Genomic DNA, 16,009 nt, shown 5'->3' on the forward strand with positions numbered 1-16,009 from the left:
CTGGGCCTGCTGGGCCTGCTGGAGACGGCCGGTCGCGGGGGCGCGCCAGATGTGGCAGATGGCCAGGGCGAGCGCGTCGGCGGCATCGGCCGGCCGAGGCGGCGCGTCGAGCCTCAGCAGCCGGGTGACCATCGCCCCCACCTGCGCCTTCTCGGCCCGGCCGGTGCCGGTGACGGCGGCCTTCACCTCGCTGGGGGTGTGCAGCGCGACGGGCAGCCCGCGGCGGGCGGCGCACAGCATCGCGACGGCGCTGGCCTGGGCGGTGCCCATCACCGTACGCACGTTGTGCTGGCTGAACACGCGCTCGACGGCCACCCGCTCGGGGCGGTACTCGTCGAGCCACTCCTCGATGCCGCGCTCGACGGCGACGAGCCGGTCGGGCGTCTCGGCGTCGGCCGGGGTGCGCACGACCCCCACGCCGAGCATGCTCAGCGGCCGGCCCGCGGTCCCCTCGACCACGCCGATCCCGCACCGGGTCAGGCCCGGGTCCACGCCCAGCACGCGCACGGGCTGCCCCCTTCCGCGGCTGAACCTCCCCCGGGCTTCGTCCGGGAGGTGTCCCCGGCCGCTCTCGCGGACCGGCTTGACCGCCATTGTGGTGGTTCAGAGATGACTCAGAGGTGACTCATGTCGTGGCTCATGTGGTGGTTCATGTGGTGGCCCTGTGGTGGCTCAGTGGTGGCTCGGTTGATGGTTGCGGCACCGGCGCCGATGATCTTCGTTGGCCCTGCCAGGTTATCCCCCGGGTCTGACAGCAGCGGCGGGCCGGGGGACGTGTTGTCCCGCCGGCCCGCCGGAGACCGCGGCCGCGGCCGCGCGGAGCGCTACGCGTCGACCTTCGCCATGACCTCGTCGGAGACGTCGAAGTTGGCATAGACGTTCTGCACGTCGTCGCTGTCGTCGAGGGCGTCGATCAGCTTGAAGATCTTGCGGGCGCCCTCCTCCTCCAGCTGGACCTGCATGGTGGGAACGAAGCTGGCGTCCGCCGAGTCGTAGTCGATCCCGGCGTCGACCAGCGCCGTGCGGACCGCCACGAGGTCGGTGGCCTCGCTGATGACCTCGAACGACTCCCCGAGGTCGTTGACCTCCTCGGCCCCCGCGTCCAGCACCGCGCCGAGCACGTCGTCCTCGGTGAGCTTGCCGTCCTCGCCCTTGGGGACGATGACGACGCCCTTGCGGTTGAAGAGGTACGAGACCGAACCCGGGTCGGCCATCGAGCCGCCGTTGCGGGTCATGGCCACGCGCACGTCCGAGGCCGCGCGGTTGCGGTTGTCGGTCAGGCACTCGATGAGCACGGCCACACCGTTCGGGCCGTACCCCTCGTACATGATCGTCTCGTAGTCGGCCCCGCCCGCTTCCAGACCCGCACCGCGCTTGACGGCGCTGTCGATGTTCTTGTTCGGGACGGAACTCTTCTTCGCCTTCTGGATGGCGTCGTAGAGCGTGGGGTTGCCGTCGGGGTCTCCGCCTCCGACCCGGGCCGCGACCTCGATGTTCTTGATCAGCTTGGCGAACAGTTTGCCGCGCTTGGCATCGATCACGGCCTTCTTGTGCTTGGTGGTTGCCCACTTAGAGTGGCCGGACACAGCCTTGCTCCTCTACGACCCGGTGAATACGAACTGCGGAGATCCTACCGGTGCCCGGCCGCTCCGCCGCGCGCCATCTCGACGAAGAGCGCGTGCAGCCGGTGATCACCCGTCAGTTCGGGATGGAAGGACGTGGCGAGCAGCGCTCCCTGCCGTACGGCCACGGGATGGCCGGCGTGCTCGGCGAGCACCTCGACGCCCGCGCCGGTCGACTCGACCCAGGGAGCGCGGATGAAGACGCCCTCGACCGGCCCGCCGCCGACCCCCGCCACGTCCACGGCCGCCTCGAAGGACTCGTTCTGCCGGCCGAAGGCGTTGCGGCGCACGGTCATGTCGATCCCGCCGACGGTCTCCTGGCCGTCCCCGCCGTCCAGGATCTTGTCGGCCAGCAGGATCATGCCGGCGCAGGAGCCGTACGCCGGCATCCCGGCCCGTACCCGCGCCCGCAGCGGCTCCAGCAGGCCGAACGCGGCAGCCAGTTTGGCGATGGTGGTGGACTCACCGCCGGGCACGACCAGGCCGCCGGCTTCGGCCAGCTCCTCGGGGCGGCGCACCGGGCGGGCTTCCGCGCCGGCCGCGCGCAGGGCGGCCAGATGCTCGCGGACGTCGCCCTGGAGGGCGAGAACACCGATCACGGGTGACGCTGAGGACACTTGGGGTTCCTGTTCGACTGCGGGGAGGGACGGAGCCGCGGGGGCGGCGGGGACGGCCGAGGGCGGCCGGGCACGACAGACACACCGGGAGCCGGTACGGCCGGTGCCGATCGGTAAGGATCTGTACGGATCTGTGCGGATGGATGCGGATCTGTACGGATGGGTGCCGACCGGTGCCGACCGGATCTACCAGCCGCGGTTCGCGTAGCGCTCGGTCTCGGGCAGGGTGTCGCAGTTGATGCCCACCATGGCCTCGCCGAGACCGCGCGAGACCTCCGCGATGATCTTCGGGTCGTCGTAGAAGGTGGTGGCCTTGACGATGGCGGCGGCGCGGGTGGCCGGGTCGCCGGACTTGAAGATGCCCGAGCCGACGAAGACACCCTCTGCACCGAGCTGGCGCATCAGCGCCGCGTCGGCCGGCGTGGCGACGCCGCCCGCGGAGAACAGCACCACCGGCAGCTTGCCCAGGTCGGCGACCTCCTTCACCAGCTCGTACGGGGCGCGCAGGTCCTTGGCGGCGGCGTACAGCTCGTTGTGGTCCAGGGCGCGCAGCCGGCCGATCTCGGACCGGATCTGGCGGAGGTGGCGGACGGCCTCGACGACATTGCCGGTGCCGGCCTCGCCCTTGGAGCGGATCATGGCCGCACCCTCGGCGATCCGGCGGAGCGCCTCGCCCAGATTGGTGGCGCCGCAGACGAAGGGGGTGGTGAAGGCGAACTTGTCGCTGTGGTTGACCTCGTCGGCCGGGGTGAGGACCTCGGACTCGTCGATGTAGTCGACCCCGAGGGCCTGGAGCACCTGGGCCTCGACGAAGTGGCCGATCCGGGACTTGGCCATCACCGGGATGGACACGGCGCCGATGATGCCCTCGATCATGTCGGGGTCGGACATCCGGGCCACACCGCCGTCCTTGCGGATGTCGGCGGGCACCCGCTCCAGGGCCATCACCGCGACGGCACCGGCGTCCTCGGCGATCTTCGCCTGCTCCGGGGTGACCACATCCATGATCACGCCGCCCTTGAGCTGCTCGGCCATGCCGCGCTTGACGCGCGCGGTGCCGGTCTCGGGGGTGGCGGGGGTGCTGGTGGGCGTGCTGGACACGGGGGCGACCTCACTGGGATGCGGACGGCTCTTACGACATGTCCGAGCAAACCGGTGCCGGGACGCTCCGGGAAAGGGCCAATCCTGGGCCGGTGGCCCGTACGGGGATGCGCACGGGGCCGGCGGGACGGGCGGTTCGGGCCGCTTGGGCCGTTCGGCCGTTCGCGCCGTTCGCGCCGTTCGGCGGTTCAGCGTCCGTCCGGCCCGAGGACCGCCCGGTGCAGCCGCCCGGCCGGTGACCGCCCGGGCGGCAACCACCCGGCCCGGTGACCACCCGGCCCGGTGACAGGCCGGCCCGGTGACAGGCCGGCGCAGCGGCCGCACGGGGCGATCCCGCGGCCGTCCGGCTGGCCGGCCGCCCCGGTTCAGCGGCCGTTCGCCCGGTCGGCCAGGGCGGTCGGGGGCTCGTCGTCCATCTCGAAGGCGAGGGGGGACGGCGCGTAGCCCGCCAGCCGGAACCAGCGCACCTTGCGGTGCTTGCGCAGGGCGCGCGCCGCCCGCACCGAGTCGTTGTGGAAACGGCGGGCCATCGGCACCCGGCGTACCGCCGCCGCCAGCTCGTCCGCGGCCTCGTCCCCGCCGGGTGCCTCCCGTACCGCCTCGACCTGCGGCGCCTCGCCGAAGACGGCGCGCAGGGCCTGACTGAGTTCGCTCTCGGCGACCTCCCGCTGATCCTCCTCGGCCTGCCGGGCGGCATGGGCCGACTGGTACAGCACCATGGACGCGGCCGGGTCGAGCACCCCGGAGGTGGCGAGTTCCTGTGCCACCGAGGCGCGCCGCAGGAGCTGGGCGTCGAGCGCCGCGCGGGCGGCGTCGATCCGGGCGTGCAGCCGGTCTAGCCGGCCCGCCGTCCAGCTGAGGTAGACGCCGACGAGGGCGATGAGGACGGCGATCCAGATGAGAGTGCTCACGCCGCGCCACAGTAGCGGGGCCCGGGGGCGCGGGGGCGTCCGGGACCTGCCGTCGGCGCCGCGCGGTTTTCACGGCGCGGTACCGGCCCCGGCGATCGGACCCGGCCGGCACCGCGCGCCGCGCGGCCGGAGTCACACCCGCGGCGCCCGCATTTCCTCCCCGGTGGCCAAGAAGGCCGCCGACTCCTGCTCGCGGCCCGTGCCCCGGCCTAGTTTCGCTGTCGTCGCGTACTCGGCTGATCACGCATGCGTGCCACGCCGCATGGGGCCCAGGGAGGCACAGTGCAACCACGCAGGAAGAGGGCGTCGCCTGCGGGCCCCCGGCGACGGGGGGCGGCTCGGCTCTTCGGCTCTCCCGTGCTGGTGCCCCTGCTGCTCGCCGCGCTCACCGTGGCGCTGCGGGCCCGGAACCTGTCGGGCCATCCGTTCCCCAACGACGACGAGGGCACCTACCTGTCCCAGGCCTGGGCCGTGACGACCGGCGTGGGGATGTCCCACTACACGTACTGGTACGACCACCCGCCGCTGGGATGGTTGCAGCTGGGGGCGCTGGCCTGGCTGCCGCAGCACCTGCTGCCGGAGCAGACCGCGCTGGTGCACGGGCGGCTGGCCATGCTCCCGGTGGCCGCCGTGACCGCCCTGCTGCTGCACCTCGTGGCACGCCGTACCGGCCTGGGCCGGGTGGCGGCGGCCGCCGCGACGCTGCTGAACGCCGTGTCCCCGCTGGCGATCGGCATGCAGCGGCAGGTGTACCTGGACAGCTTCGCCGTCATGTGGTTCCTGGCCGGCCTGTCCCTGGCCCTGTCACCGCGGCGGCGTCTGTGGGCGCACTGCGCCGCCGGCGTCGCCTTCGCCGTCGCGGTGCTGTCCAAGGAGACCGTCGCCGTCCTGCTCCCCGCCCTGCTGCTGGCGCTGTGGCAGGGCAGCGACCGCCGGACGCGGTCCTTCTCGCTGGCCGCGTTCGCCGCCGGCTCCGCGGTGCTGGCCGGCTATCCGCTGTACTCGGTACTGAAGGGCGAACTGCTGCCCGGCGGCTGCCACTCCTCCCTGCTGCGCGCGCTGGTCTGGCAGGTCGCGTCGCGTGGCGGGTCCGGGTCGGTGTTCGACTCGGGAACGGTGGCCAACTCGCTGGTCGTGCAGTGGCTCCGCGCCGATCCCGTACTGCTGGCGGGCGGCGCCGCGGCCGGGTTCGCGGCGCTCGCGGTACGCCGGCTGCGGCCTGTGGGCCTCGCGGTCGTGCTGCTGATGCTGGTCGTGCTGCGGCCCGGTGGCTACCTGCCCAAGATGTACGCCCTGCAGACGCTGCCGTTCTTCGCCCTGGCGCTGGCGGCGACGGTGGAACGGGTGCTCCGGGGCGGGTGGTGCCGGAGGGTTCCACGGCTGCGGTGGGCGCTGCGGGCCGCGGCGCCGGCGGTCGCGGCGCTGGCCCTGGTGCCGTTGGCGCCGGGGTGGTGGGCGCAGTTCCGCGAGACGCAGCAGGCCGATCTCAACGCCGGCTACCGGGCGGCGAGCCACTGGCTGCACACGTCCGCGGTCGGCGACAGGCAGCGGGTGCGGCTGGTCACCGACGGCGTGCTGTGGCTCGACGCCGTGCGCGCCGGCTACACCCCCGGAGCCGGGGTGATCTGGCACTACAAGCTGGACAAGGACCCCGCCGTCGTCGCCTCCATGCCCCGCGGCTGGCGCGACATCGACTACGTGCTGGCGACTCCCACGATGCAGGAGGCGCAGAGCGAACTGCCCACCCTGAAGGTCCTGTTGCGGCAGGGAAAGCCGGTCGAGGACATCCATTACGGGCAGATCCGGGTGCTGCGCGTACCCGAGAAGACCCGTGGCGCAGGGCCCGGCACGCCACCGGTAACCGCCTCGCTGCTGCCCTGCATCGGGGAGGTCGACGACATCTGGCCGTACGCGTGAAGGTCCGAAACGTGAATCCCCGCGATGCCGTCAGGGTGCACAAAGACACCCTTCTTCCTCTTTGCGGCGCGGCCTGCCAGGACATCCCTGAGATGTCACGCGAAATGCCCGGAAGGGCACCGCACAGCGGAGGTGAAACGCATGGGCATCATCCATACGTCGGGAAAGTGGACGGCCGTCCGGCCGAGCCCGCCCCAGGTGAGCGGCCTGGGAACGAACCATGTCGAATGGGGCCGCCCCACGGGGACCCGTAAGAGCGGGTACCGGTTCACGGGAGGCGAGACGCAGGCGCTGCTGACCGGCGCCGAGTTCACGCTGGCCACGTTCACGCACGAGAATTTCTCGGTCTTCTCCGACGGCGTGCAGCAGTTCGACGTCGAACTCCAGGTGAACGTCACCTTCGAGGACGGGAAGACCAAGGACTTCACCTTCAAGTTCCACCACAACGAGACCGACAACAACGGACCGCACCCGAACGACATCGTCTCGCTGCCGGAATTCATCTCGCCGGAGACGGTGACGGTGGACGGACAGCAGTACAAGGTCATGCTGAGCGGATTCAAACGCGGTGGGCGGATCGTCCGGGAGTTCGACAGCCCGGAGGACGGCTCCAACAGCGCCGACATCGTCGCCGTGTTCGCCAAGCCGGGAAAGGCGGACGTCGCGATCACGCACGTCCAGGCCGGGGGCAAGTTGCCGGGCACGCAGGCGGACGAGTACGTCGAGATCTTCAACCGCGGGACCGAGCCGGCCGACCTGTCCGGCTGGACGCTGCGCGCGCGGAACTCCGGGAAGCAGTTCACCTTCCCGGCGGGCACGGAGCTGCGCCCCGGCACCCGGTTCCGGGTCTACACGAACGAGCGGCACCCGGAGACCGGAGACTTCTCCTTCGGCAGTGGCGAGCCGGTCTGGGACGACGTCGCCGACGTGGCGTTCCTCGCCGACGACAAGGGCAAGCGGGTCTCCCTGTACCGGTACGGACAGAAGATCACCCCGGCTCCTCCAGAGGAGGTGAAGGGCCACGGGGAGGCTCATCCCCGGGTGGTCGCCAGGAACAGCGACAAGCAGTCGCTGGGGACCCAGAAGGTCGTCGTGTCCGTCCCCAAGGACAGCCCGTTGCGGTTCCACCCCGACGAGAACACGCTCTCCCTGTGGAACACCCGGCAGAACAAGGAGAACAAGTTCACCGGCACCGTGTCCGAGGACGGCCGGACGCTCACCGTCGATGTGGACTTCGACATCCCCGCCGGGGACGAACAGCCGATCTGGGTGCAGCTCACCGTCGACAGCGGCGCCCGGCCCGGCACGTACGCCGTGCACTGGGAGCTGGGCGAACTCGGGTCGGTCGACACCACAGTCATCGTGAACTGAGTTGAACGTGCGCACCGGACCTGCCGGGGCCCGGTGCGCACCTTCGCGGCCGCCAGAAGACGGACTTCGGCCATGCTCATTCTTTTTGGCCGGAGGCCACCGGCGGTCAGAACATACGGCACCAAGCGTCGAGCACTCTTTAATACCATCCGAATTTCAGGTCATTCATGAACGTGGGGCGCGCGGATGCTTGCAAGGGGGCGTGCGGGAATCACTCAGTTTGGCAGCAGATACGGAAGGGGCACCTTGGAGAAAGAGAGCCAATCATTCAAGGAGGGGAAAAGAAATGCCCTTGGGAGCAGCCCCCACCATGGTCCGGCGCATCGGGATCTCCGTCGCGGCCGTCACGACGGTCATCAGTACCGCCATGCTGACACCATCGACGGCCATGGCGTCATCTCCAGCTCCGGCAGCCGACCATCCTCAATACATCCACCTCAAGAACGGCGAGAACTACGAGTTCACGCTCAAGCACAAACCGCAGAACCGACTGGTCCCGTTCGGCTGGGGGGAGGGACGGGGCTATTGGGTCAAGGTCTATGGCGGCGACTTTCTCGGGCACGACCGCTTCTGGACAGTCAATGTGGCAACCGGGCACTGGTCGGTCGACGGCCAGCAGGTGTACCCGGTCCAACTCCGCTACCGGCCCAGCCAAAACATGTGCATGACGGTCAAGGACAGCCCTACGAGCGGGGCCTATCTGTGGCAACAGCCGTGCAGCGCCACCTACAACGACCACGCGCAGCTGTGGTTGATCAAACACAGCACTTCCGCCCCGGAAAGCTACAAGCTGGTCCCGTGGAACACCAGGGATCGGGCAAAGCTGGTCGTGGGGCCCCAGTACCCGAACTCGGAGGACACCTGGGTCACGCTCCAGGCGCCGGGCAGGAACAACGACTGGGCAATCACCGATGAGGACGGCGCCCCACCTCACCCCGGGCCGGGCAACCCCACCTGACGGCGGCTGCCGCCGTCTCGCCGAGCGTTGACCTCGGACTTCCGAAAGGGTCCGCCGACTCCGTCTGCGGACCCTTTCGCCTGGTGTGCGCCGAGGGCGGGCAGGGCGGTGGGCCGGCTGCCGTGTCAGGCGGGCGCCGGGCCCCACCGCGGGGCCGTGCCGCAACCACGGAACGGCGGACAGCGCGGCCTCCGCGGCGCGTCGTGGAGGAGGACCGCCGGAAATTGCGCTCGGGTGGTGCCGCAAGGGTGCGGTGCCCGGTCTGTTACAGACCGGGGCCTGCGCCCGTACGGTATTCGTCAGCGAACATTCCCTCTTCATGACGACGGAAGCGTCGATCAACGGGTTGCCGCAGGGCTGATCCGGCAGGACATCCTGACTCAGTGGATCGGTGTACGCCGATGCCCGGCCGGCATCCCGAGCCGACCGGGCGGTGCTCAGCCGCGGACCGCCCCCCACCGGGCGGCCCAGCGGCCCGGGCGGTCCTCCGCGGCCACCGACGCCGCCCCGTCCGCGACCGTCTCGTACACCGCGAGGATGTCCGCGCCGACCGTCGACCAGTCGAAGCGGCGGACGTGCCGGGAGCCGCGTTCCCGCAGTTCCTCGAGGCGTTTGGGGTCGGACAGCAGCCGCAGGGCCGTGGCGGCGAGTGCCTCCGCGTCCTCGTTGGGGAAGAGTTCGCCCGCCTCTCCCCCGTCGAGCACCTGCGCGAACGCGTCGAGGTCGCTGGCCAGCACAGGCGCGCCGGCCGACATGGCCTCGACCAGGATGATGCCGAAGCTCTCGCCGCCGGTGTTCGGCGCGACGTAGAGGTCGACGCTGCGCAGCAGCCGGGCCTTGTCCTCGTCGCTGACCATGCCGAGGAACACGACCCGGTCCCGCAGTTCCCCGGGCAGCCCGTCGACGGCCTCCTTCTCGTCGCCGCGGCCCGCGACGAGCAGCCGCGCGTCCGGCCGTTCGGCCAGGATCCGCGGCAGCGCCTTCATCAGGACCGGCAGGCCCTTGCGGGGCTCGTCGATGCGGCCGACGAAGCCGATGGTCGGCCCGTGCCCGGCGCTGTCGGGGCTGAGGACGTCGCCGAGCCATTCGGCCTTGGGTTCGGCACGGGCGAAGAAGTCGACGTCGACGCCGTTGGGGATCACCACGGCGTCGCCGCCGAGGTGCTCGACGAGCGTGCGCCGCGCGTACTCGCTGACCGCGATCCGCGCGCTGATCTTCTCCAGCGCGGGCTGCAGGATCGGGTACGCGGCGATCATCGCCCGGGAGCGCGGGTTGGAGGTGTGGAAAGTGGCCACGATGGGGCCCTGTGCGGTCCAGCAGGCGAGCAGGCCGAGGGAGGGCGAGGCCGGTTCGTGGATGTGCAGCACCTCGAAGTCGCCGTCGTGCACCCAGCGGCGCACCCGCGCGGCGGAGAGGAAGCCGAAGCCGAGCCGGGCCACCGAGCCGTTGTACGGCACGGGCACGGCACGGCCCGCGGAGGTGGCGTACGGCGGCAGCGGGGTCTCGTCGTCCGACGGGGTCAGCACGGACACCTCGTGGCCCAGCCGCAGCAGGTGCTCGGCCAGGTCCCGGATGTGGAACTGGACGCCGCCGGGGACGTCCCACGCGTAGGGGCAGACGATGCCGATCCTCACGGGCTCTCCGTTTCCGGTGTGCCGGCGCCGCGCGGTGCGAGGTCGGCGGTCCACAGCCGCTGGAGCATGTGCCAGTCCTCGGGGTGCTCGGCGATGCCCGAGGCGAAGGCGTCGGCGACCGCCTGGGTCATGACGGCGGTCCGCTCGGCCCGGGTTCCGCCGTCCGGGACGTCGACCGGTGCGTGGATGCGGCCGCGCATCATGGCGGGGCCGTCGAACCAGAGGGTGACGGGCAGCAGCAGGGCGCCGGTCTGCTGGGCGAGCAGGGCCGGACCGGCGGGCATCCGCGCCGTCTCGCCGAAGAAGTCCACCTCGACGCCGGACGAGGACAGGTCCCGGTCGGCGACGAGGCAGACCAGCCCGCCGGACCGCAGCCGGCGGGCGAGGGTGCCGAAGGCACTGCCCCCGGCGTGCGGGAGGACCTCCATGCCGAGGCTCTCCCGGTAGGCGACGAACCGGTCGTAGAGCGTCTCCGGCTTGAGCCGCTCGGCGACGGTGGTGAAGGGCTGCCCGAGCCGGGTGGCGATCCAGGCCCCGGCCAGGTCCCAGTTGGCGAGGTGCGGCAGCGCGGCGACGACGCCGCGGCCGCTCGCGAGGGCGTCCTCGACCAGATGGATGTCCTTGACCTCCAGGCCGTCGCGGATGCGCTGCTCGCTCCAGACCGGCAGCCGGAAGGATTCCATCCAGTACCGCAGATACGAGCGCATCCCGGCCCGTGAGAGTTCGGCCAGCCGCTCCGGGGAGGCGTCCGGCACGACCCGCGCCAGGTTGGCCTCCAGCCGCAGCACGCCCCGGCCGCGGCGCTTCCAGGCGGTGTCGGCGATGCGCTGCCCGAGCCGCACCGCGGCCGGTTCGGGCAGCCGCTTGACGCCCGACCAGCCGAGTCCGTACAGCGCGTCGGTGAGCCGTTCCCTCATGCGGCGCCACTCCCCGGAGCCGCGCCGGCGTCGGCCTCGTCGGCCTCCCGGCGCACGGTCACGACCCGCTGCCCCAGCGTGACCACGCTGCCGAGGGCCACGATCCACAGCGCGAGCGGCAGCAGGACGCCGATGTGCGGCACGCCGAACGCCTCGAATCCGGCGAGCCCCGCCGCCACCAGCGTGACGACCAGCCGCTCGGCGCGTTCCACCAGGCCGTTGACGTTCACCGGCAGGCCGATGCTCTCGCCGCGCGCCTTGGTGTACGAGACGACCTGACCGCTGGCCAGGCAGAAGATCGCGATCCCGCACAGCACCAGGTCGTCGCCGCGGCCCGCGTACCACAGGGCCAGGCCGCCGAAGACGGCGGCGTCGGCGACCCGGTCGAGGGTGGAGTCCAGGAAGGCGCCCCACCGGCTGGAGCGGCCGAGCTGGCGGGCCATGTTGCCGTCGACGAGGTCGGAGAAGACGAAGAGGGTGATCACGACAGTGCCCCAGAAGAACTCCCCGAGCGGGAAGAAGACCAGCGCGCCGGCCACCACACCGCCGGTTCCGACGACGGTGACGGCGTCGGGGCTGACGCCGAGCCGGATCAGCAGAGCGGCGAACGGTGTGAGAACACGCGTGAAGAATGCACGCGCGTACTTGTTCAGCATGGCCTTCCCGGGGGTCGCTGGAGCCCGGCGGCCATGCGGCCGCCGGGTGGCCCATCGTAGCCAGCCCCGGCCCGGCGCCGTCGCGGCACCCGGGCCGTGCGGGGCCCGCGCGATGTATGGACGGGCGGTGACAGCGGTGGAAAGCTCGAATGACCGCAGCACGTGCAGACCCCGGAGGCGAGACACGTGGGCAATTCAGGCGACAGGACACGACCCGGCGGCAGGTCGATCGCCGGAAGGGCACCGGCGGCCGACCGGCCCTCGGACATACGGAACGTGGTGCTGGTCGGCCACAGCGGATCCGGAAAGACGACTCTGGTGGAGGCGCTCGCGCTCACCGCGGGGGCGATAGGCCGGGCGGGCCGGGTCGAGGACGGCGGCACCGTCTCCGACCACGACGAGATCGAGCACCGGCAGCAACGCTCGGTGCAGTTGTCCCTGGTCCCCGTCGAATGGGGCGGGATCACCATAAATGTGCTGGACACCCCCGGCTACGCCGATTTCGTCGGGGAGGTCAGGGCCGGTCTGCGGGCGGCGGACGCGGCCCTCTTCGTTGTCTCCGCCGCGGACGGCGTGGACGGCGCCACCCGGCTGCTGTGGGACGAGTGCGCGGCCGTGGGCATGCCCCGGGCGATCGTGGTCACCCATCTGGAGTCGGCGCGGGCCGGCTTCGAGGAGATGACGGACATCTGCCGGAAGGCCTTCGGCGGCGACGACCCGGACGCGGTGCTTCCGCTGTACCTCCCCCTGCACGGCCGGCCGGGGGCCGACGGCCATGCCCCGGTGACGGGCCTCATCGGGCTGCTCTCCCAGCGGGTGTTCGACTACTCCTCGGGCTCCCGGGCCGAGTCGGACCCGGCGCCGGACCAGCTGCCGGTCATCGAGGAGGCCCGGAACCGGCTGATCGAGGGCATCATCGCCGAGAGCGAGGACGAGTCCCTCATGGACCGTTATCTGGCGGGCGAGGAGGTCGGCCTCACGACGCTGACCGAGGATCTGGAGCGGGCGGTGGCCCGGGGCAGCTTCCACCCGGTGCTCGCGGCGGCACCGGCCGCCGACGGGGCCCGGCAGGGTCTCGGCACGGTGGAGCTGCTGGAGCTGGTCACCGGCGGCTTCCCGACCCCGCCGGAGCGCACGGCCCCGGCCGTCACCACCCCGGAGGGCAAGCCGCGCCCGGCGCTGGCCTGCGACCCGGACGGCCCGCTGGCCGCGGAGGTCGTCAAGACCTCCTCCGACCCGTACGTGGGCCGGATCAGCCTGGTCCGGGTCTTCTCCGGGACGCTGCGCCCCGACGAGACCGTGCACGTCTCCGGGCACGGTCTGGAGGACCGGGGTCACGAGGACCACGACGTCGACGAGCGGGTCGGTGCCCTGTCCCGGCCGTTCGGCAGGCAGCAGCGGCCGCTGTCGCAGGCCATCGCCGGGGATCTCGCGTGCGTCGCGAAACTCACCCGCGCCGAGACCGGCGACACGCTCTCCGCGAAGGAGCAGCCGCTGCTGATGGAGCCGTGGGAGATGCCCGACCCGCTGCTGCCGGTCGCGATCCGGGCGCACAGCAAGGCCGACGAGGACAAGCTCTCGCAGGGCCTGGCGCGGCTCGTCGCGGAGGACCCGACGATGCGGCTGGAGCAGAACCAGGACACCCACCAGGTCGTGCTGTGGTGCCTCGGGGAGGCTCACACGGACGTCGCGCTGGAGCGGCTGCGCGGCCGGTACGGGGTCCAGGTGGACGCCGTACCGCACAAGGTGCCGCTGCGGGAGACCTTCGGGGAGCGGGGCGGCGGGCGCGGCCGGCATGTGAAGCAGTCGGGCGGGCACGGGCAGTTCGCCATCTGTGAGATCGAGGTGGACCCGCTGCCCGCCGGCTCGGGTGTCGAGTTCGTCGACAAGGTCGTGGGCGGCGCCGTGCCCCGGCAGTTCATCCCCTCGGTGGAAAAGGGGGTGCGCGCGCAGGCCGCGCGCGGGGTCGCGGCCGGCTACCAGCTGGTCGACGTCCGGATCACGCTGCTCGACGGCAAGGCGCACTCGGTGGACTCCTCCGACGCGGCGTTCCAGACGGCGGGCGCGCTCGCCCTGCGCGAGGCCGCCGCGCGGTGCCGGATCGATCTGCTGGAACCGGTCGCCGAGGTGCGGGTGCTGGTGGCCGACGACTATGTCGGCCCGGTGATGAGCGATCTGTCCGGGCGGCGCGGACGGGTCGTCGGCACCGAGCAGTACGGCACCGGCCGGACCCTGGTGCGGGCCGAGATCCCGGAGATCGAGATCGACCGGTACGCGGTCGATCTGCGCTCGGTCTCGCACGGAACGGGACGGTTCAGCCGCTCGTACGTCCGGCACGAACCGATGCCGCCACAGCTCGCCGCGAGGATCCGCGAACAGGACGGCCAGGAGTCCTGACGCCCCGAGCCGCCCCCCGCGCCACCGTGCGCCCCGTCGCACACGGCAACTACCCTGCGACGGGCGCCCGGTGACGGATACGCTGACACGCAGTTCAGAAGGTGTGTCAGAGGTGTGCCGGACCCGGGAGCCGGGAAAAGGCCGCAGCAGCGGACGACATCGGTGTTGGGGGCGGTAGTGGCGGGCGACGAGTTCGACTTCAGGCCGGGAGCGCAGGTTCCGCTCTCGGGCGCGGCGGGACAGACGGCGGCGACGAACGCGCTCGCCTCCGCCGCGTACCGGGACAGCCCTGTCACCGACCTGCTCAAGGCCGACAACGAATGGCACAAGTCGAAGATCAAGGCCCCGAGACTGTCGCTGTTCGAGCCCAACCTGGGCGAGGCCTTCTCCCGCGCCGTCCAGATCCGGCTGCTCGGGGCGACCCGCAAGGCGCTGATCCAGTCCTTCGGCACGGAGCCGCAGACCATCGTCGAGCACTGCCTGGCCGCCAACCGCATCCGCAAGGAGCGGGACACCAGGCTGACGGTGGTCATGGTGCTCTTCGGGCTGCTGTTCCTGCCCGGCATGCTGCTCTGGCTCGCCGCGTTCCAGCTCCGCCGCACCCTCGCGGGGGCGCAGAACCGGCGCGCGGGGGCGTTCGGCATGGCGCTGCTGGTCGCCGTCGGGGTGCTGGCGGTGGTGTTCCTGATCAAGCTGCCGTTCACCGGCTTCTGGGCGGTCTATCTGCGGGCCATGCTCATCGCGCCCGTCGTCGGCTGGCTGTGGGCCAAGCAGATCTGCGAGCGCACCGCGGCCGATCTGCGGGACCGCTGGGGCGGGCTGCTCGCGGGCGGCGGCATCGGCGCCAAGATCCCGGAGGCCGTGCCGCGCAACCCCAGCGAGACCGCCGCCGAACAGCTCCGGCAGAACCTCGCCAAGCTCTCCGCGGAGCAGCGCAGCAACCTGGTCTTCTACGCCGGGCCCAAGGGCATACTCGGCATGGGCACGCGCTGGGGCAGCTGGCATCTCGCCGAGGACCTGGTGCCCAAGCACGCCGACAAGGACATCAACCCCTTCCGCTGCTGGGACGTCGTCCGCGCGATGCACGACCAGCTGCGGATGCTGGAGCGCACCCCGCTGCACACGGGCGGCTTCACCCCGCCCACGGTGACGCACTGGATCGTCTCCCCGGTCGGCGAGGGGGCCGACGAGGTCTCCCGTCCGACCGGTGAGGGCATCGAGACGTTCCAGGTCAAGCCCGCCGAGATACAGCGCATCTGCAACGAGCAGCAGTTCGGCAGCGGCAACCGGCACTATCTCGGGGTGCAGTTCGTCCTCTGGGACGGCCAACTGGTGATCACCCTGCTGGTCACCGTGACCCTGCTGCACCACACGCTCCGTATCGAGGTCACGGGTCACGCGCTGGGTCCGGTGCACCCCCTCTTCACCAGCAAGCCCAAGGCCAAGACGCGGGAGGTCAGCAAGGCGGTGAAGTTCTGGGAGACGAAGGAGCAGACGCTGCCGCTGGTCGACGCCAAGGAAGTGGTACGGCTGGCCGCGCGTGCGCCGCTCACCTGGTATCCGCCGCTGCTGGAGTATCTGGGCGGGAAGCTGAGCCTGCCCGAGCCGTTCGGCCTCCGGCACGCCTGGGCGGACCAGCCGTGGCGGCACCGCTTCATGGCGGACGACGCCCTGCGCGCCGCGACCCCGGTGCTCCGGGTGGTGCACCAGGCCGCGATCCAGGTGCTGGAGGAGAACGACGTGGACACCGCGAACTTCGGCACCCGGTCGGGCTTCCTCAGCGGCCAGGTCCAGGGCGCGGAGCCGAAGAAGGCGGATCTGTACGACGCCTAGCCGCCTCCGGGCGCGGCGCGGCGGAATGCGGCGCGGCGGAATGCGGCGCGGCGGAATGCGGCGCGGCGGAATGCG

General features: G+C 71.6%; 13 protein-coding genes. 5 read left to right on the forward strand and 8 right to left on the reverse strand.

The annotated features are described in order from the left end of the window. From ruvC to GCU69_RS00805, 5 genes are all read right to left on the reverse strand, one after another. Positions 1-507, reverse strand: a 507-nt coding sequence (ruvC, locus tag GCU69_RS00785) for a crossover junction endodeoxyribonuclease RuvC (RefSeq protein WP_156204844.1), incomplete at its 3' end; no start/stop codon positions are given. A 317-nt stretch (positions 508-824) separates the two neighbouring features. After that, positions 825-1,586: a YebC/PmpR family DNA-binding transcriptional regulator gene (locus GCU69_RS00790; RefSeq protein ID WP_098750937.1), complete on the reverse strand. Its 762-nt coding sequence runs from the start codon at positions 1,584-1,586 to the stop codon at positions 825-827. Between the two features lie 44 nt (positions 1,587-1,630). Continuing rightward, positions 1,631-2,239: a pyridoxal 5'-phosphate synthase glutaminase subunit PdxT gene (gene pdxT, locus GCU69_RS00795; RefSeq protein WP_098750938.1), complete on the reverse strand. Its 609-nt coding sequence runs from the start codon at positions 2,237-2,239 to the stop codon at positions 1,631-1,633. A gap of 186 nt (positions 2,240-2,425) precedes the next feature. Then, the gene (gene pdxS, locus GCU69_RS00800; RefSeq protein ID WP_156204845.1) at positions 2,426-3,340 is read right to left on the reverse strand and encodes a pyridoxal 5'-phosphate synthase lyase subunit PdxS; all 915 of its coding nucleotides are present in this window, start codon (positions 3,338-3,340) and stop codon (positions 2,426-2,428) included. A 365-nt stretch (positions 3,341-3,705) separates the two neighbouring features. Further along, entirely contained in the window at positions 3,706-4,251 is a 546-nt protein-coding gene (locus GCU69_RS00805; RefSeq protein WP_098750940.1) for a hypothetical protein, read from the reverse strand. A 357-nt stretch (positions 4,252-4,608) separates the two neighbouring features. Between GCU69_RS00805 and GCU69_RS00810 the strand changes: the two genes are divergently transcribed. The 3 genes from GCU69_RS00810 (at position 4,609) to GCU69_RS00820 (ending at position 8,497) form a co-directional block, all read left to right on the forward strand. Continuing rightward, positions 4,609-6,168, forward strand: coding sequence for a glycosyltransferase family 39 protein (locus tag GCU69_RS00810; RefSeq protein WP_170315746.1), 1,560 nt, complete (start codon positions 4,609-4,611; stop codon positions 6,166-6,168). A 141-nt stretch (positions 6,169-6,309) separates the two neighbouring features. After that, positions 6,310-7,539 (forward strand): lamin tail domain-containing protein, encoded by a 1,230-nt coding sequence (locus GCU69_RS00815; protein ID WP_098750942.1) that lies wholly within the window; start codon positions 6,310-6,312, stop codon positions 7,537-7,539. Between the two features lie 286 nt (positions 7,540-7,825). Beyond that, positions 7,826-8,497 carry a hypothetical protein gene (locus GCU69_RS00820; protein WP_098750943.1) on the forward strand — a complete coding sequence of 224 codons (672 nt, stop codon included), beginning with the start codon at positions 7,826-7,828 and terminating at the stop codon, positions 8,495-8,497. 437 nt (positions 8,498-8,934) lie between these two features. Here GCU69_RS00820 and GCU69_RS00825 read toward each other — a convergent pair whose 3' ends face one another. The 3 genes from GCU69_RS00825 to pgsA are packed head-to-tail and all read right to left on the reverse strand — an operon-like array spanning position 8,935 to position 11,704. Then, positions 8,935-10,131 carry a glycosyltransferase family 4 protein gene (locus tag GCU69_RS00825; protein ID WP_156204847.1) on the reverse strand — a complete coding sequence of 399 codons (1,197 nt, stop codon included), beginning with the start codon at positions 10,129-10,131 and terminating at the stop codon, positions 8,935-8,937. Continuing rightward, positions 10,128-11,048, reverse strand: coding sequence for a phosphatidylinositol mannoside acyltransferase (locus GCU69_RS00830; RefSeq protein WP_098750945.1), 921 nt, complete (start codon positions 11,046-11,048; stop codon positions 10,128-10,130). Before GCU69_RS00830 ends, GCU69_RS00825 begins: the two co-directional genes overlap by 4 nt. Next, a complete protein-coding gene (pgsA, locus tag GCU69_RS00835) occupies positions 11,045-11,704 on the reverse strand; it encodes a phosphatidylinositol phosphate synthase (RefSeq protein ID WP_098750946.1) in 660 nt (219 codons plus the stop codon). The genes GCU69_RS00830 and pgsA overlap by 4 nt, the downstream gene beginning before the upstream one ends. 186 nt (positions 11,705-11,890) lie before the next feature. On the opposite strand from pgsA, the gene GCU69_RS00840 reads away from it, so the two are divergent. Next, complete coding sequence (locus GCU69_RS00840) at positions 11,891-14,101, forward strand: elongation factor G-like protein EF-G2 (RefSeq protein WP_235978114.1); 2,211 nt, start codon at positions 11,891-11,893, stop codon at positions 14,099-14,101. A gap of 165 nt (positions 14,102-14,266) precedes the next feature. Further along, positions 14,267-15,934 (forward strand): hypothetical protein, encoded by a 1,668-nt coding sequence (locus GCU69_RS00845; protein ID WP_098750947.1) that lies wholly within the window; start codon positions 14,267-14,269, stop codon positions 15,932-15,934. Positions 15,935-16,009: the final 75 nt, after the last annotated feature.

Origin of the sequence: Streptomyces lycii (assembly GCF_009735685.1) — a bacterium.
In the GTDB taxonomy this organism is placed as follows: domain Bacteria; phylum Actinomycetota; class Actinomycetes; order Streptomycetales; family Streptomycetaceae; genus Streptomyces; species Streptomyces lycii.